We start from the raw sequence: 23333 nt of genomic DNA on the forward strand, positions 1-23333 counted from the left end.
AGTGTGACAAGCATTTGGAATGAATTTTGGCTTGTATGTCTCGGGATTTTGGCATATTTATGCCAAAACACCTCGCGGGATAATGGTGTGTGAACAGTAATGATGTTACCGAAAGCATACTTCATGCCTTCCTTCAATAAGATAGTAAAAAGCAGATTCCGAGGTGGATATGCGTATTTATAAAAATATCCCTAAAAGAATCCTCAGCCTGTGTCTGGTCTTTGCCATTGGCATCAGCATGGGTGTTCTCTCCGACCACTTTGTTTCTGAAAACTCCCGTTTTCAGACCTTTACGGAAAAATTATTCCGGTCCGAAGTATGCAGCAATACCCTCACCCTTCACTACACTCTTGCACACCCTGAAAAAAAAGGTATCAGAAAGCCCGAGGCAACTCTTGGAACTGCACTTTCTGACCCGGCTAAGACCACCAGTCTCTGTCTGGAATATGAGAAAGAGCTGAAATCCTTTGCCTATTCCAGGCTCTCCGAAGAAAACCGGCTTACCTGTGATATGCTTCTTCTCTATTTTCACACCAGAGCCTCCCTTGGAAAAAACAGCGCCCTGGATGAGCCGCTGGGACCAGGCCTGGGTGTGCAGGCACAACTTCCCATTCTTCTGGCGGAATATACTTTCCGGACAAAAGAAGATATCTCTGATTATCTGAAACTTCTGAGTACCGTCAGGCCATATTTTCAAAGTATTATAAAACTGGAAAAGCAGAAATCCCAGTCAGGGCTTTTCATGAGCGACACAACTCTGGACCGTATCCTGAAACAATGTCATTCTTTTGTCGCAAATCCTGATTCCAACTACATGGATGATATTTTCGCACAGAAACTGAAAGCTTTCTCCAACCCTGCATTTAGCAGCGAAGATCAGAAAAAACTCTGTACATATCATCATAAACTGATCTTAACCGAAGTGATCCCTGCTTATCAGGAACTGGCAGACAGTCTGGAAAGTCTTCGCGGTACAGGCAAAAGCAGCCGGGGCCTGGCATTTTTTGAGGGTGGGCGTGAATATTACCTCTACCTGCTGCAAAGCCAGACAGGAACCTATGTACCTGTCGGACAAATTGAAAAAAGGCTGTCAGCTCAGCTTTTGTCCGACTATCGGGAGATATCTTCCCTTCTGAAACAGAATTCCTCCCTGATCGACAGGCTGAATCAATGTTCCAGTGAACTTACGCTGACACCGACTCAGATGCTTGAGAAGCTTCCGGAATTGATGAAAAAAGATTTCCCGGAACTGAAAGATGCCTCTTACGAACTCCGCACCGTTCATCCTTCCATGAAAAAATTCTTAAGTCCTGCTTTTTACCTCACGCCGCCTGTGGATACCCGAAGTCCCAACGTAATCTATATCAACGATTCCGGACGTACCTCTTCTCTGGAACTTTTCGGCACACTGGCACATGAAGGATTTCCCGGCCATCTTTACCAGACAGTTTCTTTTGCCGAAAACAATCCCTCTGACATCAGATATCTGGTCACCTCCTCTGGTTACGTGGAAGGCTGGGCAACCTACGTGGAATCCTACGGCTATGAATATGCCGCCTCCCTCATGAAGGATCCGGATTCTGCCAAAAATGCCGTCCGGCTTGCCTGGTTAAACAGGAGTATGAATCTGTGCATTTACTCCCTGATCGATATCGGCATTCATTACAGGGGCTGGGATGCAGCCCGCACTGCTGTCTTTCTGAAAGCATTTGGCATCAACAATGCTTCTACTGCTGCCGAAATCTATCAGTATATTGTGGAAACTCCCGGTAACTATCTGAAATACTATTGGGGATATCTGAATTTCCTTGACTTGAAAACAGTCTGTCAGAAAAGACTTGGAGATGATTTCGACCTGAAAGAATTTCACCGCCGGATTCTGGACATCGGACCTGTACAGTTTCCGGTTCTGGAAAAATACATAAAATAAACGAATTACTGGAAAACTTTCATCGGCCAGACTTCCGGAGAGTCTTATCAGTTTGAGTGGCATGGTGGAGATAATGTTACGGTTATCATTCAGCCATCTGAACGTCAGAGCGGAATCCGCGTCAGTATGGATTAACAGCCTGATATAACAAAGTGCCGGACTGACTGCAATATTTTATAGAATTGCAGTCAGTCCGGCTCTTTAAAATATAAAACCAAACATTTCTCAAGTAATGTTTCCGAAAACAGTCTTCCTGCCTCCATTTCCATCACTGTCTCTTTGAATCTGTCGCTACCATTACCGTAAATCTTTTTAAATCCGGCCGGAACTAATCCCAGGTCGCTTTCTTCCACCATGGAAACATCGAATTCGCTGTCTCCGGCTGCTATGATATATGCAGGCTGCAGTCTCTTTCGAAGTCTTCTCACAGCCATTCCCTTACTCAGATTTACAGGAACAACATATACCTTCTCTCCATTATGAAATACGTCCACCAGCTTCGTAGTCAGTTTTGCCTGCAGATCTTCAACCACTTCCTCTGGCTTTTCACATTTTGTAAAAATAAAAAGCTCATCTAGAAATCTCAGCTCAAACTTTCGTCTGGAATCCCCGGCAAGAATCTGCTGCGCTTTTTCCATTTCCGGTCTGCTGTTCCGGATCATTTGCAGCGACTCCAGATACCACTCTCTGTCGCGCTTACCATTTACCAGCAGTACTCCTCCATTACAGACAAGGGCATAGGGTACGATTCCTATATCCAGATCAATACGTTTATACTGTTCTTCCGTCCTTGTGGATGTTGGTATGATAGTCATCTTCTCACTTACTTTTTTCAACAGATCATGCGTTTTTTCAGAAATAAACGAGATTTCTCTTCCATTATATAACTCAACATTTAATTTATTTTCACCGATATTGCGCTTATACGAATATATTATGGTATTGTCCATGTCCGCGCATAAAATGCCATTCATTCGCTTCCTCCAAAAATGGGACTGCCGCACTGTTATTACCTGCGACAGCCCCATAATTATTATTTCATACGTATTGTTTACCTGCTCATGATTGCTTTTCTGATAAGATCCACCGGTATAATAAGTACTGCAAGTACCATGGATACCAGTAATGCCTTTGGCTCAAGCAGAGTTGTGTTAAATACTTTTCCGCCGATTTCAATGATAATGGTCTGAAGAACAAAGATTGCTCCCATTACCAGTACGAAGTTCTTATTCTCCCCGATATGCTCAAACAGATTAAACTTCTCAGATCTGGTATTCAGACTGTTAAAGATAATCGCATAAATGAAGAACGCAAACATAAATGTTTTCTCATAAAGCTCCGGATCTGCACATCCCGCAGGGATTACCCAACTGGTAATGCCGCCGATATTCTCAAGTATCAGGATAGAACCAAGGGTAATAAATATTGCACTTACTCCGATCGCTGACTTGATATACGGAGTCAGAATATTATCTGTTCTCTTTGCCGGCTGATCTTTCATATATCTGTCAAGAATAGGTTCTCCACCAAACGCCATGGCAGCCAGTGTATCCATGATCAGGTTGATCCAAAGGATCTGGACAATGGAAAACGGCTCTGTCCATCCCAGGATCGGTGCAATGATATTCATTAACAGAGTACTGATATTTACAGTAAGCTGGAAAATGAGGAATTTTCCCACAGATTTCGCCATAGTCCTGCTGTTAAGCACACAGTCTTTAATGGAAGTCAGACTGTTATTAAGGATAACAACATCTCCTGCCTCCTGTGCAACTGCTGTACCATCTCCCATTGCAAAACCAATGTCTGCCTGTTTTAATGCGGGAGCATCGTTCACACCGTCACCGGTCATACCACAGACATTATCAATCTGCTGTGAAAGAGATACCAGTCTTTTCTTATCAAGCGGTTTCGCGCGGCTTACCACTCTCAGGTTCGGGAGAACTTTCTTCAGCTCTTCATCTGATAATTTCTCCATTTCTTCATGGGTAAGAACCACATCCTTCTTCTCATCTGCAAGAATACCTGCCTCTTTTGCAATGGCTACTGCAGTTTCCTCTGCATCACCGGTAACCATAACTACCTGGATTCCTGCATCATTGAGAATCTGAACAGTCTCAACCGCATCTGTTCTGACATTATCACGCAGACACAGAACTGCCATAAGAACAGTCTTTCCATCGCTGATTTTCGCTACGGAGAGAAGCTTCATGGTTCTCTTTGCCTGTGCATGCATCTGTTCTTCTACTTTATCTTTATCTGCCTTTGTAAACTCTCTTTCTTCCCCGTCCGGAAGCATGTAATGTGTTACTTTATCAATGATATTCTCTGTAGCACCCTTCCAGTAAACAAGTCCGTTTTTCAGTTTTACAGTGGCACATTTCTTCTCGGAATCAAATCCGCTGATCTCTTCTACCTTCTCCGGATCATTGTCATAATCATTATAACCATGATCAATGGCATAAGAGAGCAGTGCTCTGTCCATGTTGTTACTTCCGATTGCCTTTCCTTCTGAGGAAATCTTTGCAAGGTTATTCAGAGTGATAGCTTCTATAAACTCCCTGCTCTGGATGGAATCCACAATCTCACCGTTACCTGTGATAAATTCTACCAGTGACAGGTTACCCTGTGTGATCGTTCCGGTTTTATCACTGAACAGCACGTTCATGTAAGCAGAATCTGAAAATGCCGCCTTGTGGCTGACAAGGATATTCTTTTTATACATGGACTCTGTATTCATTGACTGAACCAGACTGTTCATCATCGGGAGTCCCTCCGGAACTGCCATGATCACGATAGAAGCCATAAGCATAACTGCTTCCGCTATTACAAGGAGAACGGAAACAACAGTGATTGCCTGATCTGCCCTGATCAGAGTCAGGACAACATGAAGGATACCTGCGATCGCTGCAGCTGACACACCCAGTTTACCGATACCTGCTGCCACACCCTCCAGCTTCAGGCTGGAAGTATCTTTTCGCTCTTCTTCCTCGGAGGTATCTGTCAGAGCTTTGTTTATCTTTCCTAATTCAGAACTGTCTCCGATAACAGTTGCGATCATGTAACCTTCGCCTGAAGTCACAACAGAACCCATAAAGACTTTTCCCTGTGAGGAGTAATCCGTAGATTCTGCCTCGTCCATATTGGTGACTGCTGCTTTATTCTCATCTCTTGATTCACCGTTTAATGCCGCCTGAGATACTTTGATCTTACCTTCAAATAACAGACCATCTGCCGGAACCTTATCTCCTGCCTGGATAAGGATCGTATCACCTTTAACGATTTCACTGGTAAGAATATTGACCAGCTTTCCGTCTCTTACAACTTTGGCATAAGTCTTGCTGTATTCTTCCTGAAGCGCCTCACTTCTTGAAGTATTTCTGTACTCTGACAGGGTACTGAAACCGGTAGCAAGTGCGATTGCGATCACAATACTGATGATCTCCACAACATCATTTCCGCCGGATAATGCAGGGACAAAGATTCCCAGCACAGCCAGGATAACTTTAAGTGCCAGAGCCGCACATAATACCTTGATCCAGATGTCATCAAATGCACCGATAAACATGGACCAGAGTGATTCTGTCTCTTTCTTCGCCAGCTCATTGGTGCCGTACTTCGCCTTGCTCTCGCTGACCTGCTGTCCGGACAGGCCCTGCATTCGCTCCTCTTTGTTTATTTCATTCATAATAATTAACCTCCTCTTTCGGGTTTTGCAACTGTTCAATCATGGACAGACAGTTACCGGATTTTATATAAAAAGAGGAACCATAACAGCTCCTCTTTTTATTTTCACACAAATCTCTGGCAGAGTTCCCCAAGTCCGGGATCTGTTGTGCCATTTCCTACGGCGTTGAATTTCCATTCACCGTTATACCTGTATATTTCCCCAAAAATCATCGCAGTCATACCTGAATAATTCTCAGTTAAATTATATTTGCACATTTCTTTATTGTTTCTGGCATCAACCAGACGGATAAATGCATTCTGGATCATTCCAAAATGCTGTTTTCTCTTTACTGCCTGATAGATATTGACAACAATGACAATCTTATCATATTCAGCCGGAACTCTTGACAGATCAATAACGATCTGCTCATCATCTCCCTCGCCTGCTCCTGTAAGATTGTCTCCCATATGATTGACTGTCCCGGATTTATGTTTCAGGTTGCCGAAATATACTAGGTCTGTTTTATCTGTAAATTTACCATTTTTCAACATGATTGCAGAAGCGTCGCAGTCGATTGCCTGATGTGATGAAGAACCAAATAATGCACCAAACAATCCACCACCGCCGGATGGCTTTGCCTCATCCCAGCCAAGTCCCACGATCACCTTTGCTAATCCTGCATGCTCCTTTGACAGATTTACCTTCTGTCCTTTCTGTAAGCTTACTGACATTTTCGTCCCTCCTGTTGCCCTCCGGCACTATTCTACGTCTACACCATAACTGTTGCACAAAGCAGCCAGACCACCCTGATAACCGCTTCCAATGGCATTAAATTTCCATTCGTCACCATTCTTGTACAGTTCACCAAATACAACTGCTGTTTCAATAGAGAAATCTTCTCCAAGATCATATCTGAGGATTTCTTCTCCTGTCACTTCATTGAAGATCCTCACAAAGGCATTGGAAACCTGTCCGAAATTCTGGCGTCTTGCCTCTGCATCATAGATGGTAACTGTAAATGCAATCTTTGTGATATTGGCAGGAATCTTTGACAGATCGATCTTAATCTGCTCATCATCTCCGTCTCCGGCACCTGTAAGGTTGTCTCCCATATGCTGGACTGCTCCGGACGGATGTACAAGATTTCCATAGAATACAAAATCGTTCGAATCAGAAACCCTTCCGGAATCTGTCAGACAGAACGCTGCTGCATCCAGATCGAAATCTCCGCCTGTGTCAAAAGCATTGATATCCCATCCGATACCTACAACTACATTCTTAAGTCCCGGGTTACCTTTTGTAAGACTGACCTTCTGTCCTTTTTTTAAACTAACTGGCATATATTTTTCCTCCCATATTGTCTTATCCGCTTCGCTATACAGCTCCATACCTGATAACTGTTTAGTATTTTTACCAAACAGCCGACTGTCTCTTACATTACGCTACTTCAATACCATAATGACCGCAGAGTGCTGCAAGTCCACCTTGGAATCCGCTTCCGATGGCATTAAACTTCCACTCTCCGTTATGTCTGTAAAGTTCTCCTACAACTACTGCTGTTTCAATGGAGAAGTCCTCCCCAAGATCATAATGGATCAGTTCCATCTCATTGGATTCATCTACCAGACGGATGTAAGAGTTTGAAACCTGTCCGAAGTTCTGACGTCTTGCTTCTGCATCATAAATGGTAACTGTAAACGCAATTCTCTCAATATTCGCCGGAACCTTTGACAGATCGATCATAATCTGCTCATCATCACCTTCACCCTCACCGGTAAGGTTATCTCCCATGTGGATGACTGATTCACTGGCATGCTTCAGATTGCCATAGAAAATGAATTCTTTCTCTGTAGGGCATTTTCCGTTGGCACCAAGCATAAATGCTGCTGCATCCAGGTCAAAATCCGAACCTGAATCAAAAGCGTTTACATCCCATCCAAGTCCTACCATGATCTTCTTAAGTCCCGGATTCTTCTTTGTTAAATCTACCTTCTGTCCTTTTGATAAATTAATAGGCATATCATTCATCCTCCCTTTTTTCTGTGTTTTTATTTTCTTACCGGTGGCACATTGTATTGTTTGTTAAAATCCTGTTTGATTGCCTCCAGACGAACCTGATCCTCCTGGCGTTTCTTTCTGGCATCTTCCTGGATCCTTCTTGTCTCTTCGATTCCATTTGTAATGGTTGCCCATGTCTTCTCAAGAGTCTCAATCTGAATGGAACTTCCGGATGCCATTTTAGCTGTCATCTTCGATACATCTACTGTATTCTGGGCATTCTTAAGAAGCATCTCATTTGTTTTCTTATCCAGTTCTGCAATAGATTCTGCCTGTATCTTCTGCCTTTTCAGAAGAATTGCCTGCGCAAGTGCCTGCTTAAATACAGGAAGCGTAACGATAAACGCAGAATTGATCTTTCTCACCAGATTGTAATTGCTGAACTCCATAGTCTTTATCATGGGAATGGACTGCATTGCCACATTCTCTGCTGTTCTCAGATCCTGTGTCCTCTGTTCCAACATCATCAGTGCCTGATTCAGACTGGTAAGTTCAAACTGAATAGACTGATCTCCCGTATTCTCCATATCCTGCTGTCTCTGGGCAATGTAGGCTTCAATCTCTTTACATGCCTGTTCTCCTGCAAGGATATATTTCACCAGTTCATGATAATAATCCACATTGGTCTTAAACATGGTATCCAGCTTTTTATTGGACTGTTTGATTTCAGACTCATATCCTTTAAGCTGAACATAAATCTTATCAACTTCTTCGCCCATTGTGTGATACTTGGCCAGTATCTTATCCAGCTGTTTTCTGAAATTTCCGAAAAGCTTTCCGAAAAGTCCCGGATTATCCTTAATTTCATTAATATCAAACTGATCCATGATCTTTGCCAGCGATTTAAGCATCTCGCTTGTCTCATTAAGCTGCGACATATTCATGCTGTTGAGGACCACATCAGATGCCTTGGAAATCTCCTCTGCTGCTTTCGCACCAAAAGATACAATGGTATCCATATTGTAAACTTCGATCGTGCTGACAATATCGTCCACTTCTTTTGAATTGACCAGCTCAGCATTCATCTGCTGCCTGTCAGCGACAATATCATATTTCTCCACAACTTCAATCTCATTTTTCTCCTGAAGACCATTACCGGCCTGAGCAGGATTTCCCATAGATGATTTACCGAAATCAAGTCCCATAATCTACTAACCTCTCCTGAAAAGTTTTCTCCGCCATGAGGGGCGGGTACTGTTTGTCGAAATGTTATTCAGATCCGGAACCTGCATATCGTATTTATATTCCCCGATCTGGTGCTCTTCCATCAGTTTTTCTGCAAAGTAGTTCTCCACACTCTGATAGCCTGTAGGGACAAAAAACAGAATGTCAAATCCTGCCAGGTTCAGGAATGTTACAAGAATCGAATCCTGAAGTGAAATCATCGTCTCCCCTGTATTAATATATATCAGTTTCGGATTCTTTTTTGTAAAATCAAATTTCTGGATCAGACGCAGAATCTCCTTCGGCAGATCCAGAATCTGCGCGATCACTGTATATTCTGTACCATTTTCCCCAATACCCTTTATCAGTTTCCGCTCGATCAGAAGCTGCAGCTTGTCAAGTATAAATTCCTGCATTTCCTCCCGAAGAAGATGATAAGGATATCTGGGATGATTCTTTATTTTATTCCGCAGAAGCTTTCCGTTTTTATAAAATTCTACGGCAAAGGCTTTCATTGGACCGGAGGCAGTTGGTTCAATGTACGGAGCACTTTTCACAACAACAGTATCCTCTGTGATCAGTGCTGCTATGGATTCCCAGTACTGAGAAACACTTCCATCCTTCACTCCTGAGATTTTTGAAAAAATAACCGGAATATTTACCACACCGTTAACTGTGCTGAAATTAGGTCTGTATTTCAATTCCTGATCCCACAGTAGTTTTATCTCTTCATACATGGTCTGCAGATTGATAACATTCGCCTTCACATACTGCTGATTTCTGTATATCCCACTGTCCTGATACATCAGAGTATCAAGTTCTCTTTCCGCATGATAAGCGGCTGTTCCAATCTTTACCTGAGAACTCTCTTCCGGATATTCTGTGATCGCCAGACTCTCCAGATAGTTGACCTCATACAGAAGTTTATCTTCCAGACAGCACTTAATGTTCAGATCAGGACATAAGATCAGCACATCCAGTGGCAGCCGCCCAAGGAAACTCATAAACAGAGCTTCGTTTTCATTCCGGCAGCCCCCCAGATAAATAAAGCATCCAATCTCCGGTGATTTCCAGTTTATGAACAGCTTCGGCAGATATCTTCTCATCCAGCACAGCAGATACACTGCCCTGTTTGTCAATCTGTTAAGATTTTCCCCTTCCTTCTGAGATTCAGCCAGCATAACATCCACAAATGTTTTATGCAGGATCCGCTGAAGCTCCGGATTGGCTCCATACTGTATATTACACGCAAGTCCCAGGAGCATCTGATCTCCGGATGTATAGTTTGACCTCTTTATCTCTGAAATTTCCTGCGGCGTTGGTCTTGGAATCTCTTTACTTACGACCACCGTATTTCTCTTTGAATTTCTCAGTTCCTGCTGCAATCTGAATAACTCATTTGCATAAGTAAGCTTATCTTCTGCCCCGTTAATCCTGCAGAAACAGTTATAAAAAAAACGGCTGTCATTTCCCCTTAACAGAATGCTCTCGCGGATATCATCCAGGCCGTTTCCCTTTATCCATGCATTTGTACAATTTGTAAGCGAAGGTCTGATTCCATACAGTCTCTCATTGTTGAGTTCATTCTGAATCTCATCTCTGACCTTTTTCACACAATATCCCTGCGGAAATGGCTGCAAACCTTCCATCTGCAAACTGTCTGAGAGAACGGAACCCGGATCTGTTTTCAGATATCCCTGATCCCCTGCATACTGAAGCAGTACTACATCACAGCCTGCATTGGAAAGAATCGATATGAGCATTAACTCATAATTGCTTATCTGCCCTTCATATAATATTTTAGGGATATGGTTCTCTCCAAGCTGATTTACAATGCGTTCAAATTTATAATACAGCCAGCACATGAACTTGATATATGCGTTCCTGAGCATATTCTCGGTTTTCCCGGCTTTTCGCAGGGAATCCAGAGAGTCATAAATGGAGGCTGCCACATTCTGTCTCTGAAACTCATTCATCCTTGGCAGCCATTTTCTCAGACTGACATGGATAAAATCCATACTCATCTGAAAATCCATTCCCATTATTTCATTATAATATGCAAGATTCCCCTCATCGGGATTAGGTATCTTCCCTTCGATAACCACTCCGGTTCTTCTTGCTGTATCATAATATTTCTTTATAAATTCGCCGACTTCTTCAGAATATCCGTTGATACGGTAGAAATAAACACCTTTCTCCCGCCTGCTGTTCAGTTCGACAAAATAATCACTGAGGTTTTGAATTTTTTTGTGTTCCAACATATAAGTATCTCACCTTCAATATCTGCTTATCTTATTTCTGTTCATGATAAGTTCTACAGCAATTTCATAAAATAATGCGGAACCATAATTTTCTCCAAATTTTCGTATAAATTCTACCTCAAAATTGTATCATATTGCTATTTATATTTCAAGAAAATTCCCCTGTTCTTTCTATGGCTTATTCCCCTGAAATGTGCTATGATGTAGCTGCTGACTCGGTCCTTCACACTGTGATGGACCGGATTACCTGCAGTATTTTATTGAATTTCTATAAGGTACCCTATTTACGGGAATTTTTGTAGATATGTCAGAAGGAGTGTTATGAAAAATAATGTTTTATATTACAGTGTAGGTCCATTACTCTATTGTCCTGCCAACAGAATATCCATCACTGATTCTCTGATAAATGAAAGATTCGGGAACAGATTTTCTCTTGCTCTCTGTCTTGAAGATACCATAAACGACGATCATGTTGAAGAAGCCGAGCAGATACTGATTTCTTCTCTCAGCCAGATATTCATGCAGCATGAACAAAAGCCATTCTATCTGCCCAAAATATTTATCCGGGTTCGGAATCCACAGCAGATTCAGAGATTAACAAAAGCTCTTGGGAAATCCATTAAGATTGTTACCGGTTTCATCGTCCCTAAATTCAGCCCGGATAACGCACAAAGTTATATTGAGCAGATGATCCTCGTCAATGAACTTGTCGCAAAAAAGCTTTACATGATGCCTATTTACGAAAGTCCTTCCATTATAGATTTGCGAAACAGAATTGATATTCTCTATTTGTTAAGGGATTCTTTAGCCAGAATTGAAGATCTTATACTGAATATACGTGTTGGCGGAAATGATCTGTGCCATATGTTTGGGTTTCGCAGACATGCCAATGAATCTATTCACAGCATCAGACCTGTTTCAGATATTTTCTCAGATATTATCACTGTATATGGTATGGATTATGTGATTTCCGGTCCTGTATGGGAATATTATGCCGGTGACAGCTGGAAAGAAGGAATGATTCAGGAAATCCGGGAGGACAGACTTTGCGGTTTCATCGGAAAAACCGTTATCCACCCTTCACAGATCCCTGTAGTAAACAGAGCTTATCAGGTTTCACGAAATGACTACCTTGACGCACGGGCGATTTTAAACTGGAATGCTGATTCTGCTTCCCTTGTTGCAGGAAGCAAAACCAGAGAAAGAATGAATGAATATAAAACCCATCTGAACTGGGCTGAGAAAACAGTTTATCTTTCAGAAGTTTTCGGAATAACAGAATAAGTATTACCCTTCTCACGCATCCGCAAGCTTCTTAATGATTCCACAGCATTTATAATGTGTAAGTGGATAGTATTCTACAGGTGTATGTTTCTCTTCGGCAAGTCTGACAATATGCTCCAACTGAGGATTTCCCTTATATCGCTCATCGATCAGCACCTTCCAGGGAATTCTCCTCAGTAATACTCTTGTTGTCTCTCCGATCCCCGGTTTGATCAGATTAATATCGTCAATACCGAAATTCTTTCCTATATTTATTACCTCATCAATACCCTGACTTTCCACTCTTTTTTCCAGATCAGGTGTATTCTCCATATTAAATTCCTTTTCAATGGTTTCAATAAAGTCATATGACAGATCAGAATCTGTCAGTTCTCCGTAATAGACTGCCCCATGGAAATCATCTCTGCCTATTATGTCATCTCTCAGAAAAGTACGGCTGATAAGGCCGGATACTGTACTGTTCAGGCAGGAACTTGGGATCAGGATATCTTCATGTGTTCCGCAAAGCTCCGTAACATTTGCCGGATCTGCCACTACCGCTATGTCAGCAGAAACCCCTTCATATGCAGAGATATCTTTCTTCAATTCATTCAGGATCGCACCCTTGCCAATCCATCCGTCCACAAATAAAATCTGCTGCGGTCTATACTTTTCAAGCAGATACTTCATGGCATTATCGTCAATCCCTCTTCCTCTGATAATTGAAATGGAATAATGAGGCACATTTATACCATATTTGAATTTGATGTATCGCTTCACAAGGATACCAATTGGGATTCCCGCTCTGGCAAGGGATACCAGGACAATTTTCTTTCCCTTATTCTCTATGATCTTATCTGCCAGCATTCCTACTGCATTGGCAACCGGCTTCGCATAATGTTTCAGCGCATTATGATATACCTGCATATACTGATCTGTAGGAACATATTCAACAGGCAGCATCTCGCTGTAATGTTTTCCGGACTGAATCAGTTTCTCCCGCACTTTGGCAGGCTGAGGTTCTACCATCCCGGTAATATCCTTCAATAATAAAATCACATCTTCTTCTAAATAGGAACTTCTCAAATCAGCACCACCTTACAACTGTAATATCCTTGTTCTGCATCCGGACAGCATTTATCAGCGTTTCCTGACTCTCCTTTATTTCCGGGGAATCTGTGACAATCAATACCTTGTCATATTTTCCTATATCGTAAATAAACGTTCTCCTGTCCGGATCATATAAACTTTTCAGTTCATATCTGCTGTGAAGGGGATACTCTTTTTCCAGACTCACAGCAATGGGACTTCTTGTAGTCGAATGGCACCTTACTTCGGCTCCCTCTTTTTCCATCTTTCTTCCGATATAAAGTGCAGGGAACATAAACTCCTCAGTGCCGATCACCAGTATTCTTTTGCCAGATATATTATCAGCCATGTTTCCGGTTTTCTCCCGGATTTCTCTCCACAGATTCTCACATGCTTCTTCATATTTCCCGGAATCAATCAATCTGCGGGCATCCATCCGGTCTTTAACATAAATCGTTGTATACTCTGTGGCCTTATCCGGACATTTATAATAAAATCCGTCTCCCTTAAATGTTTCTGCTCTGTCTCCGTAAGTACTGTGATCCGTTTTTACCAGATAATACAGGGAAATCCCCTGTCTCTTATAACGTTCCAGATTCTCCTCGCTCATTCCGTTTAACAGAGATGCTACTGAATATTTAAATTTTCCGTCATATTCCCTGTCAAGAATACTGATGATATTCCGAATTGTTTTTCCGGTAGTTACTTCATCCTCGATAAATATGATCCGATCCGTCTCCGCCACTGCTCTGTCAATATCATCTTTTACCAGCTTCTGCTCTGTGGCATGGCTGTGTTCCTCGGAAAAAAACAGATAATTCACGCCGGGAATAACTTCTCTGGTGGTCTGAATATAATCTGCCCCCACAGTAATCGCTACCTGAGCACCTATGGCAGTTGCTGTCTCCGCAAAGCCCACCAGCAAAAGTTTTTCATCTTTGTATTTCTCCCTGAAAGTATCTGCCAGAGCAGCAAATAAATCCAGTGCCTTTGATGGCACTACCGGAATATGCTTTCCCTGAAGCGGATCCACTACCAGATAGTTTCTCTTCGTATTATTTTCCCTTTTTGCGATCTTTACTAAATCCTTCTCAGTATATTCCATCTTTACTCCTTCTACTGATATGATCTGAAAAATCCCTGCAACTTGGTCAGAGCTTTCGTCAATGCCTCTGTCTCCTCCACATTTAGGCCTTTAAGTAAAGCCAGTACCATCTTCTCATGGAAATCTTTATGATGGTAATAAGCTTTCTTCCCCTGTTCTGTCAGGGAGATCAGCACAACCCTTCGGTCCTCCTGACTTCTCATACGCTGGATATATCCCTTCTTTACAAGATTATTCACAGCGATCGTCAATGTACCCACAGTCACATTCAGTTCTCTGGCTACTGTTGACATATTCTTCTGTTCCCGGATACCTACTGCATTAATAATGTGCATATCATTGACGGAAATATTCTTATATTCTCCCGTAATCAATGCCCGTTCTTCCAGGTCCAGAATCTCATTAAATAAATTGACCAGTACATCATTAATTGCCTCATAATGGTTCATCCGGTTACCTCCCTCTTTTTGCTTAAGCAATTCCATATAGCATTGCTGTAGCATGTTTGTACATTCATGGTTATATTGCTACCTATTATACACTAAAATACTTTGTCTCACAAAGCATTTCTGGCAGGTTTTCAAAGAATTTCTCTCTTAATTCTTTCTTTGAACCATGAAATTTGTTATAATGAATAGATAGATTACAGTTCATACGCTCCTGTCTCATTTCCGTATGCAGTCTGCAATGAATTTGAGATACGGTACTGAGGACAGCAATACAGGCTGCAGATTGCTGTAACTGTTCAGCACTCTCACTGTTAAGAACTATTTTAGTTAAAGGGAATTTTCTATGAAAAAAAATAATATGCCACTTAATTTACGGGAGAGAATCAACTCCCGGATCAGTCTTCTGTGTTCTGTTATTATTCTGGTTCTGCTTGTTCTGGTGATGCATCAGATGGATTACACCCTGATCCGTAAACCGCAGAAAGAAGCAGCAGAAGCAGCGGCTCTCAAGGAACAGCAGGATAAGATCAAAGCTGAAACACCTGTCATCTCCACTGCAAGTGTAATTGCTGTTGGAGATAATCTTTATCACAGCAAGCTGTATGAATCCGGCGAAAATGACTCCGGCATATGGAATTATGACCATATCTACACTCATGTTCTGGACCAGATCCAGGCTGCAGACGTAGCCATGATCGACCAGGAAACGGTTTTTGCTCCAAGCCACGATGCTGTCAGCACTTATCCTTCTTTTGCCACTCCCCAGGAAGTGGGAGATGCCATTATCAAAGCAGGGTTTGATGTAGTGGAATCTGCCACAAATCACGCCGATGATTATGGATATGACTATCTGAAAAGTACTCTGGATTTCTGGAGCACCAATTATCCGGATATTCCTGTACTTGGCATCCACGCCACCCAGGAAGATGCAGACACTGTCAAAGTAAAAGAAGTGAATGGTATTAAGATTGCTTTTCTTGACTATACATACGGCACCAATAATTCCGGTGCAGGCGAAGGATATGAGTACATGATCGATCTCTTTGATAAGGATAAGATCACCACAATGATCCAGAAAGCCAAAGAAATCAGCGACTGCATCATCTTTGTGGCTCACTGGGGAACAGAAGATGAAACCATGCCAAATGAATACGAGAAACAATGGGCCGCTTTTCTGATGCAGCAGGGTGTTGATGTGATCATTGGCGGTCATCCGCATGTGCTTCAGCCTTACGGACAGCTTTCTGATGACCAGGGACACAATACCACCATATTCTACTCCCTCGGAAACTTCGTTTCCACCCAGCAGGAACTCCCGGAACTTCTGGAAGGAATGGCAAGTTTTACCATACAGAAATCAACTCTGAACGGCAAATCAACCATCCAGATCCTTTCTCCGGAAGTGAAACCTATGGTCATGCATTATAATCACGATAACGGAGAATACGGACCATATATGCTGGATGATTATACAGAAGAACTTGCTTCTTCCCACAGTGTAAGAAATGTGATCGGTGATGAGTTTACTCTCGATAACCTGAAAGCTAAATTTAAGGAAATCATGTCCATGAATGTGAAGCCTTCCACAAATACAAACCTGCTGAACGTCAAGTTTGACTGGGAGGGCAACATGATCGACAAAACTACCGGAAATGTAGTGGAAGATACAGAATCCATCCACTCCTGGGAATATCAGGCAGACACATCAGACGGAACCGAAGACTCTTCCGACGACAGTGGTTATTGATGAATTCCCGATTTGTATACAAAAAAGATGCTGACTGTAATTAGTCGGCATCTTTTTTAATTACGCAGATATTCGCAATCCGCTTCGCTACCTGATCCGGTTAAACTCCCAGCAGTTTCTCTGCATTCTGTCTGGTTACATCAATGACCTCTTCTGCTGTAATTCCCTTCAGTTCTGCGATTGCCTGTGCTACATAAGGCAGATTTAATGACGAATTTCTCTTACCTCTGTTTGGCTCCGGAGACATATAGGGACAGTCTGTTTCCAGAACAAGCTGAGACAGGGGTGCATACTGAACCGTCTCTTTCAGTTTCTTTGCGTTCTTAAAAGTGACAACTCCGCCGATTCCCAGATACAGTCCCATTTTCAGATATTCTGCCGCAATCTCCCTGCTGTATGAAAAACAATGAATGATACCGCCATACATACCACCCTGCATATATTCTCTGACGATATTCAGAGTATCCTCGGCAGCTTCTCTGCTGTGGATCATAAACGGAAGCTTCTCTTCTCTGGCAATGTCAAGCTGGGCGCGAAACATTTTCTTCTGGATCTGATGTTCCTCTTCTTCCTTATGCCAGTAATAGTCCAGCCCGATCTCACCGATTGCCACCATCTTGTCCATATGGGATAATCTGCGAATCTCATCCAGAGTCTCCTGTGTCATCTTATCTGCATCATCCGGATGGATTCCCACTGCTCCATATACAAAAGGATATTTCTCCATCAGCTTCACAGTATCCTGAAAACCGCCTACAGATGCACAGACATTCACAATCTTCTCAATCCCTCCATCGTACATAGACATAAGAAGCGCTTCCCTGTCTGTGTCAAAGGCCTCGTCATCATAGTGCGCATGTGTATCAATAATCATTTTTTCCAATCTCCTCATGTAATCTTAATTTATAGCACTCCCTGTAAACAACACACGTCAAGGATATCTGACGCAGGATTTCGCGCTCTGATAAGCCGGATCAATATACATTATTTATGAGGATTGCTATAATCCGGTTAAAAGATCTGTTACAAAATTACCAGCTCATCCCCCGGGTGGATCACACCTCCGTGGAGAACCTTCGTAAAAACTCCCTGTTTCGGCATAATGCACTCGCCCATTTTCTTAAAGATCGCACATCCGCTGTGGCATTCTTTTCCAATCTGTGTCAGCTCCAGGACTACATCATTGCACTGGAATTTCGTACCGATCGGAAGTGTGGCAAAGTCGATTCCCTGAACCACCAGGTTCTCTCCGAATGCCCCGTCTTCTACCTCTGCACCTCTGGCGCGAAAATCTTCAATCTTGTCAAAAGAGAGCAGACTTACCTGACGGTGCCATTTGCCGGCATGGGCATCACCCTCGATTCCCCAGTCCTCAATTACTTTAATCTCCGGAACACTTGTCTTCTGTATTCCCTTTCTTTCACTTGTACAAACCGCAATTACTTTTCCCATAAGATTGTCCCTTTTACCTTCCTGTTTTCGTTTCAGATACTGTTTTCGTACCTGCTCTTCCGTTTATTGCCGTCAGCTTATCTTCTCTGCTTTGGCTCACCGATTTCTCTTTTCGTCAGTACATTCTGACGCTACTCTGCTTTCTTATCCCTGTTATCGCCATCAGTTATCTTGCGCAGTTCCCTGCTTCCCCTGTCATGATCTCAATGCCATGTCCAAGCGCATCAATAATATACTCCAGGCTCTCTTTTACAGCTTTCGGACTTCCCGGAAGATTGATGATCAGTGTTTTTTTTCGGATACCTGCCGTAGAACGGCTGAGCATGGCGCGTTTCGTGATAGTCATGCTGTACGCACGCATTGCCTCCGGAATCCCCGGTACACGTCTGTCAATAATATCCTCCGTTGCCTCCGGTGTAATATCTCTGGGTGAAAAACCGGTTCCGCCTGTTGTCAGGATCAGTTCCGCTGTGCCGCTGTCTGCAATTTCCGCCATTCTCTCTGACAACATCTTTCTGTCATCCGGCAGAACATCTTCAGACACAACCTCATATCCATTCTTCTCAACAATCTCTCGGATCGCAGGTCCGCTTAAATCCTCACGTTCTCCGCGATATCCCGTATCACTGGATGTAATGATCGCTACTCTTTTCATTTTAGAAAAACCTCCCTGTCGGGCAGATAATTTTTTCGTTATCTGCCATTCTGTATTTCCATTATACACATTTCTTTCATTTTACCCAACAAATATTTTGCAAATCGCAGAGTAATTCGTGGATATCAAAAATGAAAATCTCCACTCTTACCACCCGTCTTTTCAACCAGATGAATATTGGACATTACCATATGCTTGTCAATTGCCTTACACATATCATAAATCGTCAGAAGCGTCACCTGAACCCCTGTCAGTGCCTCCATTTCCACACCGGTCTTGCCTTCTGTTTTCACTGTACAGAAAGCGCGGATAATTCCGTTTGTCTCATCCAGTTCATAGTCTACGGAACATTTCTGGATCGGAAGCGGATGGCACATGGGAATCAACTCAGAAGTCCTTTTCACTCCCATAATCCCCGCTACACGTGCTACTCCAAGCACATCTCCCTTTTTCACAGAACCCTCTTTCACAGCCTCCATGATTGCTTCTCCTACATGAATCTCGCCTGTGGCAACTGCTGTTCTGTAAGTGATATTTTTCCCGGAAACGTCTACCATAACTGCGTTTCCGTTCTCATCAAAATGATTAAAACCCTGTGACATGATCAAAATCCCCCTGTTTAAGTTTTTACAAAAAGCGAGGCTCTTATTGTACGGGAACATACAATAAAAGCCTCGCCTGTTCATCACGATACGGTTGGAGTCTTTACCCACCGAAATTGACGACACCATGAATACTCATGAGTCAGTCACTCCCCTTTATCTAAATATTAATATAGCTTTTGAGAGTGTATTTGTCAAGATAATATTCGTAAGTTTTCACACATTTTCGCTACCATTCGCTTTGTTCTCAGTAATACAAAGATCAGCAGATTTCTGCACCTGCAGGCATTTCCTTTTCCGGTACCATCAGGGAAAGGTTTCCGTCTGCATCTTCTGCGCAGAGGATCATTCCTTCACTGAGTACACCGGCAAGTTTGGCTGGTTTCAGGTTTGTGACTACCATAACCCTCTTACCTACCATTTCTTCTGCACTGTAGTGTGCTTTGATTCCGGATACGATCTGGCGCACCTGGCTGCCGATCTGTACCTGTGAGCAGAGCAGTTTCTTTGATTTTTTTACTTCTTCACATTTGATGATCTTACCAACCTGGAACTGAAGCTTGCCGAAATCTTCAAATGTAATCTCAGGTTTTGCTTCAATATCAATTACGTCTTCTTTTTCTTCTTTTGCAGGTTCTTCTGCTTTCGGCGGATGAAGCTCTGCCACCTTTGCAAGTACCTCTTTCAGGTCAAGGCGGGCGAAAAGAATCTCCGGTTTTTCAGTTACTTTATTTTCTGACGGATAGAGGCCAAAGGTCTTAAGGTCTTCCAGTTCTCTGTCCTGTGCATTTAACTGGGCAAGGATTCTCTCTGTTGTTTCCGGCATAAAGGATTTCAGCAGAACCGCACCAATGCAGATTCCCTCAACCAGATTGTAGAGAACTGTTGCAAGACGGTCTTTTTTCTCTTCATCCTTAGCAAGAGCCCATGGCATTGTTTCGTCGATGTATTTGTTGCAGCGTTTGAAGATTGTGAATACTTCTGTCATTGCATCTGCCACGCGGAGTTTATCCATTTTTTCGTTTACCTTGGCAGGTACGGAGAGAATGAAGTTCTTCAGATCATCATCTACAGGTTCTGTAACGCCTTTGTTTTCTACCACACCGCCGAAATATTTGTTTGACATGGAAATGGTACGGTTTACAAGGTTTCCAAGGGTGTTAGCGAGTTCAGAATTGAGACGCTCTACCATCAGTTCCCATGTGATCACACCATCATTCTCGAATGGCATTTCATGAAGTACGAAGTAGCGGACTGCATCTACACCGAAGAAGTCTACCAGTTCATCTGCATAGATTACGTTTCCTTTGGATTTACTCATCTTACCATCACCCTGGAGAAGCCATGGATGTCCGAATACCTGTTTCGGAAGCGGCAGATCCAGTGACATCAGGAAAATCGGCCAGTAAATTGTATGGAAACGGATGATGTCTTTACCGATCAGATGCAGGTCTGCAGGCCAGAGCTTATTGAACTGGTCTGTGCTTTCGCCATCACAGTCGTAGCCGATTCCTGTAATATAGTTTGTAAGGGCATCAAGCCATACATATACTACGTGTTTCGGATCAAAGTCTACCGGGATTCCCCATTTGAAGGAAGTTCTGGATACGCAAAGATCCTGAAGTCCCGGGAGAAGGAAGTTGTTCATCATCTCGTTTTTACGGGATTCCGGCTGGATGAAGTCCGGGTGTGTATTGATGTAGTCAATGAGTTTGTCGGCATATTTGCTCATTTTGAAGAAATATGCTTCTTCTTTTGCAGGTACACATGGGCGGCCGCAGTCCGGACATTTGCCGTCTACAAGCTGAGATTCTGTAAAGAAAGATTCGCATGGTGTACAATACATTCCTTCGTAGTGTCCTTTGTAGATGTCGCCTTTTGCGTACATTTTTTTGAAGATTTTTTTGACCTGTTTTTCGTGGTCTTCATCTGTGGTACGGATGAATTTGTCGTAGGATGTGTTCATCAGATCCCAGATTCTTTTGATCTCACCGGATACGTTGTCTACGAATTCTTTTGGGGTGATTCCGGCTTCTTCGGCTTTTAATTCGATTTTCTGACCATGTTCATCGGTTCCTGTCTGGAAGAATACGTCGTAGCCCTGCTGACGTTTGTAGCGGGCAATGGCGTCGGCTAAAACTACTTCATAGGTGTTGCCGATGTGCGGTTTGCCAGATGTATAGGCAATGGCGGTAGTGATGTAGTATTTCTGTTTTTCCATGGTTTGTTGTCTCCTTTTTTGAATGTGGACGCTCCGGAAAATATAATTGTTTTCTGTGCGGTTTCGGGAGCTAGGAACTCTAAGTGTCTGAAAATCAGCTAAAACCATTCGAAAAAATCTCAAACTCGCTTCGCTCAGACAGTGAGATTTTTTCGAATAACGCAGATTTCCAGGCACTAAGAGTTGCTACACTCCCTGCAAATGCACAGAAAACAATTATATTTTCCGAAGCTGGTGTTTAAAAATGGTAACAACTGCTCCTTATTTATGGAAGAAAAACATAAATTCTTCATGGTAGGAAGGAACTGGTGTTGGGGGAAATAATTCCTCTCTGTCGCAGTGTGATCCTGCCCGGAGGGCTTTTTTATGTTATAGGAACATTACAGAGTAATTTCCTATAACATAAAAAACGTCTCCTCAGATTATCTGAGAAGACGAGTATTACCCGTGTTACCACTTCTGTTCGTTTCCGGGCTCGCGCGGGGAAACCTTGGGAGGTACGTTGTGATACCTCTACGCTGTAACAGGCGTGCCTGTCGCTGCCTAAAGCTGTTGGCCCTCAGCAGTGCCTCTCGGAAGCCATCTTCAACCTGCTCCTTGCATATCCCTCTCAGCCTTTGAATCTGTGATATGTGATCCATGGGGATTTCTCTGTAATACGGTCTGCGGATCTACTCTCTTCTTCAATGAGTTTGTGTTATTTCGTGACAGCACTCCGCTCTGTGATCGTGGAACGCTGTTAGCTATAGGAAATAGTTATTTCCTGTTATAGGGAAAATATAGCACATTTTGGTGGATTTGTAAACCCACATCGTTATTGTTCACTCCGTTCTCAGTAACCAAACTATAACAATTCTATAAAATAATAATTTTATATCTTGACAATTTCAATCCAATATTGTATAGTATCAATATCAGTAATGATTATCGTTATTGAACAGATTATAACTGCAACTATCCTGAACAGTTATGATAAATCATTTGCGAGTAAACAGGGAAGGGAGGAATACCATGGCGACACTGAAATACAGCCGTCAGAGGGAATCGATCAAAGAGTTTCTAAGAACCAGAACAGATCATCCTACTGCCGATGTGGTATATGAGAATATGAAGCTCATCTATCCAAATATCAGCCTCGGTACGGTATATCGCAACTTATCTCTGCTGGCTGATCTGGGAGAGATTAAGAAGCTTTCCTCTTTCGCCGGAGCGGATCACTTTGACGGGCGGACCGAGAGGCACTGCCACTTCATGTGTATCAGATGTGAGCGGATCATCGACCTTGAGAGCGAGGGAATTCACCACATTATGGATCTTGCAGGTGAGAACTTCAAAGGAAAGATTACTGATTACAGTGCCAGATTCTTCGGCCTGTGTGAGGACTGCCTGAAAGAGACAGAAGGCAACTCTGATAGTTCAAAGTAGTTTTTGCTTACATCATTAGTGGCTAAATTGGGAATAACAACTAATGATAAAAAGTTGCAAAAAAGCTAAAATTAAACTTGACTTTTTCAATCAAGTATGGTAATCTTAAATCACAGAAAACAGTAATAATTACTATTATTAAAAAATTACTTTTTCTACCGCACAGACGGAAAGCAGTAAGAACTAAACGATGCTGAGATAATCAATTTATTTTCTGGCATCCCTAATAAATTCATTAAAAA

Annotated in this window: 19 protein-coding genes and 1 pseudogene; 5 read left to right on the top strand and 15 right to left on the bottom strand. The window is 42.6% G+C overall.

Features of this window, described 5'->3' with window-relative positions; all coding sequences use genetic code 11:
* Positions 1 to 169: 169 nt before the first annotated feature.
* Together ACESZG_RS15810 and ACESZG_RS15815 are read left to right on the top strand one after the other, a co-directional pair.
* Positions 170 to 1930 carry a DUF885 domain-containing protein gene (locus ACESZG_RS15810; protein WP_373218715.1) on the top strand — a complete coding sequence of 587 codons (1761 nt, stop codon included), beginning with the start codon at positions 170 to 172 and terminating at the stop codon, positions 1928 to 1930.
* Positions 1931 to 1939: 9 nt separating this feature from the next.
* Positions 1940 to 2065 (top strand): annotated as a pseudogene (locus tag ACESZG_RS15815) (AIM24 family protein); the annotation flags it as partial.
* A 53-nt stretch (positions 2066 to 2118) separates the two neighbouring features.
* Here ACESZG_RS15815 and ACESZG_RS15820 read toward each other — a convergent pair.
* The 7 genes from ACESZG_RS15820 to ACESZG_RS15850 all read right to left on the bottom strand — a co-directional run bounded on the left by ACESZG_RS15820 (position 2119) and on the right by ACESZG_RS15850 (position 11083).
* Positions 2119 to 2904 carry an HAD hydrolase family protein gene (locus tag ACESZG_RS15820; protein ID WP_118593211.1) on the bottom strand — a complete coding sequence of 262 codons (786 nt, stop codon included), beginning with the start codon at positions 2902 to 2904 and terminating at the stop codon, positions 2119 to 2121.
* Between the two features lie 77 nt (positions 2905 to 2981).
* The gene (locus ACESZG_RS15825) at positions 2982 to 5618 is read right to left on the bottom strand and encodes a cation-transporting P-type ATPase (protein WP_055200185.1); all 2637 of its coding nucleotides are present in this window, start codon (positions 5616 to 5618) and stop codon (positions 2982 to 2984) included.
* 104 nt (positions 5619 to 5722) lie between these two features.
* Positions 5723 to 6331 (bottom strand): TerD family protein, encoded by a 609-nt coding sequence (locus ACESZG_RS15830; RefSeq protein WP_008705352.1) that lies wholly within the window; start codon positions 6329 to 6331, stop codon positions 5723 to 5725.
* 27 nt (positions 6332 to 6358) lie between these two features.
* Complete coding sequence (locus ACESZG_RS15835; protein WP_008705353.1) at positions 6359 to 6940, bottom strand: TerD family protein; 582 nt, start codon at positions 6938 to 6940, stop codon at positions 6359 to 6361.
* A 97-nt stretch (positions 6941 to 7037) separates the two neighbouring features.
* The gene (locus tag ACESZG_RS15840) at positions 7038 to 7619 is read right to left on the bottom strand and encodes a TerD family protein (RefSeq protein ID WP_118521505.1); all 582 of its coding nucleotides are present in this window, start codon (positions 7617 to 7619) and stop codon (positions 7038 to 7040) included.
* Positions 7620 to 7648: 29 nt separating this feature from the next.
* Positions 7649 to 8803: a toxic anion resistance protein gene (locus tag ACESZG_RS15845; protein ID WP_020993224.1), complete on the bottom strand. Its 1155-nt coding sequence runs from the start codon at positions 8801 to 8803 to the stop codon at positions 7649 to 7651.
* Positions 8804 to 8809: 6 nt separating this feature from the next.
* On the bottom strand, positions 8810 to 11083 hold the full coding sequence (locus ACESZG_RS15850; protein WP_368210503.1) for a YceG family protein: 2274 nt from the start codon (positions 11081 to 11083) through the stop codon (positions 8810 to 8812).
* 321 nt (positions 11084 to 11404) lie between these two features.
* On the opposite strand from ACESZG_RS15850, the gene ACESZG_RS15855 reads away from it, so the two are divergent.
* Positions 11405 to 12367, top strand: a complete 963-nt coding sequence (locus ACESZG_RS15855; protein ID WP_368210500.1) for an HpcH/HpaI aldolase/citrate lyase family protein — start codon at positions 11405 to 11407, stop codon at positions 12365 to 12367.
* 12 nt (positions 12368 to 12379) lie between these two features.
* Here ACESZG_RS15855 and ACESZG_RS15860 read toward each other — a convergent pair whose 3' ends face one another.
* The 3 genes from ACESZG_RS15860 to ACESZG_RS15870 are packed head-to-tail and all read right to left on the bottom strand — an operon-like array spanning position 12380 to position 14989.
* The gene (locus ACESZG_RS15860) at positions 12380 to 13432 is read right to left on the bottom strand and encodes a cysteine protease StiP family protein (RefSeq protein WP_368210497.1); all 1053 of its coding nucleotides are present in this window, start codon (positions 13430 to 13432) and stop codon (positions 12380 to 12382) included.
* 1 nt (position 13433) lies between these two features.
* Positions 13434 to 14540 (bottom strand): phosphoribosyltransferase domain-containing protein, encoded by a 1107-nt coding sequence (locus ACESZG_RS15865; protein WP_173744753.1) that lies wholly within the window; start codon positions 14538 to 14540, stop codon positions 13434 to 13436.
* 11 nt (positions 14541 to 14551) lie between these two features.
* Positions 14552 to 14989, bottom strand: coding sequence for a MarR family winged helix-turn-helix transcriptional regulator (locus tag ACESZG_RS15870; protein ID WP_173744754.1), 438 nt, complete (start codon positions 14987 to 14989; stop codon positions 14552 to 14554).
* A gap of 343 nt (positions 14990 to 15332) precedes the next feature.
* On the opposite strand from ACESZG_RS15870, the gene ACESZG_RS15875 reads away from it, so the two are divergent.
* Positions 15333 to 16736: a CapA family protein gene (locus ACESZG_RS15875; protein WP_368210493.1), complete on the top strand. Its 1404-nt coding sequence runs from the start codon at positions 15333 to 15335 to the stop codon at positions 16734 to 16736.
* Positions 16737 to 16836: 100 nt separating this feature from the next.
* Here the strand turns inward: ACESZG_RS15875 and ACESZG_RS15880 are convergent, their stop codons facing one another.
* From ACESZG_RS15880 to metG, 5 genes are all read right to left on the bottom strand, one after another.
* The gene (locus ACESZG_RS15880; protein WP_173706434.1) at positions 16837 to 17610 is read right to left on the bottom strand and encodes a TatD family hydrolase; all 774 of its coding nucleotides are present in this window, start codon (positions 17608 to 17610) and stop codon (positions 16837 to 16839) included.
* A 149-nt stretch (positions 17611 to 17759) separates the two neighbouring features.
* The gene (locus ACESZG_RS15885; protein WP_008705366.1) at positions 17760 to 18188 is read right to left on the bottom strand and encodes an MOSC domain-containing protein; all 429 of its coding nucleotides are present in this window, start codon (positions 18186 to 18188) and stop codon (positions 17760 to 17762) included.
* A gap of 166 nt (positions 18189 to 18354) precedes the next feature.
* Positions 18355 to 18843 (bottom strand): molybdenum cofactor biosynthesis protein B, encoded by a 489-nt coding sequence (locus ACESZG_RS15890; protein ID WP_022379966.1) that lies wholly within the window; start codon positions 18841 to 18843, stop codon positions 18355 to 18357.
* Between the two features lie 125 nt (positions 18844 to 18968).
* A complete protein-coding gene (moaC, locus tag ACESZG_RS15895) occupies positions 18969 to 19445 on the bottom strand; it encodes a cyclic pyranopterin monophosphate synthase MoaC (RefSeq protein WP_020993229.1) in 477 nt (158 codons plus the stop codon).
* Positions 19446 to 19707: 262 nt separating this feature from the next.
* A complete protein-coding gene (gene metG / locus ACESZG_RS15900) occupies positions 19708 to 21774 on the bottom strand; it encodes a methionine--tRNA ligase (RefSeq protein ID WP_330597520.1) in 2067 nt (688 codons plus the stop codon).
* Positions 21775 to 22677: 903 nt separating this feature from the next.
* Between metG and ACESZG_RS15905 the strand changes: the two genes are divergently transcribed.
* On the top strand, positions 22678 to 23091 hold the full coding sequence (locus ACESZG_RS15905) for a transcriptional repressor (protein WP_008705371.1): 414 nt from the start codon (positions 22678 to 22680) through the stop codon (positions 23089 to 23091).
* Positions 23092 to 23333: the final 242 nt, after the last annotated feature.

The sequence above is a fragment of the Blautia sp. Marseille-P2398 genome (assembly GCF_964240315.1).
GTDB lineage: Bacteria > Bacillota > Clostridia > Lachnospirales > Lachnospiraceae > Blautia_A > Blautia_A wexlerae.

What these genes read in the sequence shown, in the direction of transcription:
- ACESZG_RS15810 (WP_373218715.1), top strand. Translation starts at nt 170, where the DNA reads ATGCGTATTTATAAAAATATCCCTAAAAGAATCCTCAGCCTGTGTCTG.
- ACESZG_RS15820 (WP_118593211.1), bottom strand. Translation starts at nt 2,904, where the DNA reads ATGAATGGCATTTTATGCGCGGACATGGACAATACCATAATATATTCG.
- ACESZG_RS15825 (WP_055200185.1), bottom strand. Translation starts at nt 5,618, where the DNA reads ATGAATGAAATAAACAAAGAGGAGCGAATGCAGGGCCTGTCCGGACAG.
- ACESZG_RS15830 (WP_008705352.1), bottom strand. Translation starts at nt 6,331, where the DNA reads ATGTCAGTAAGCTTACAGAAAGGACAGAAGGTAAATCTGTCAAAGGAG.
- ACESZG_RS15835 (WP_008705353.1), bottom strand. Translation starts at nt 6,940, where the DNA reads ATGCCAGTTAGTTTAAAAAAAGGACAGAAGGTCAGTCTTACAAAAGGT.
- ACESZG_RS15840 (WP_118521505.1), bottom strand. Translation starts at nt 7,619, where the DNA reads ATGCCTATTAATTTATCAAAAGGACAGAAGGTAGATTTAACAAAGAAG.
- ACESZG_RS15845 (WP_020993224.1), bottom strand. Translation starts at nt 8,803, where the DNA reads ATGGGACTTGATTTCGGTAAATCATCTATGGGAAATCCTGCTCAGGCC.
- ACESZG_RS15850 (WP_368210503.1), bottom strand. Translation starts at nt 11,083, where the DNA reads ATGTTGGAACACAAAAAAATTCAAAACCTCAGTGATTATTTTGTCGAA.
- ACESZG_RS15855 (WP_368210500.1), top strand. Translation starts at nt 11,405, where the DNA reads ATGAAAAATAATGTTTTATATTACAGTGTAGGTCCATTACTCTATTGT.
- ACESZG_RS15865 (WP_173744753.1), bottom strand. Translation starts at nt 14,540, where the DNA reads ATGGAATATACTGAGAAGGATTTAGTAAAGATCGCAAAAAGGGAAAAT.
- ACESZG_RS15870 (WP_173744754.1), bottom strand. Translation starts at nt 14,989, where the DNA reads ATGAACCATTATGAGGCAATTAATGATGTACTGGTCAATTTATTTAAT.
- ACESZG_RS15875 (WP_368210493.1), top strand. Translation starts at nt 15,333, where the DNA reads ATGAAAAAAAATAATATGCCACTTAATTTACGGGAGAGAATCAACTCC.
- ACESZG_RS15880 (WP_173706434.1), bottom strand. Translation starts at nt 17,610, where the DNA reads ATGATTATTGATACACATGCGCACTATGATGACGAGGCCTTTGACACA.
- ACESZG_RS15885 (WP_008705366.1), bottom strand. Translation starts at nt 18,188, where the DNA reads ATGGGAAAAGTAATTGCGGTTTGTACAAGTGAAAGAAAGGGAATACAG.
- ACESZG_RS15890 (WP_022379966.1), bottom strand. Translation starts at nt 18,843, where the DNA reads ATGAAAAGAGTAGCGATCATTACATCCAGTGATACGGGATATCGCGGA.
- moaC (WP_020993229.1), bottom strand. Translation starts at nt 19,445, where the DNA reads ATGTCACAGGGTTTTAATCATTTTGATGAGAACGGAAACGCAGTTATG.
- metG (WP_330597520.1), bottom strand. Translation starts at nt 21,774, where the DNA reads ATGGTTTTAGCTGATTTTCAGACACTTAGAGTTCCTAGCTCCCGAAAC.
- ACESZG_RS15905 (WP_008705371.1), top strand. Translation starts at nt 22,678, where the DNA reads ATGGCGACACTGAAATACAGCCGTCAGAGGGAATCGATCAAAGAGTTT.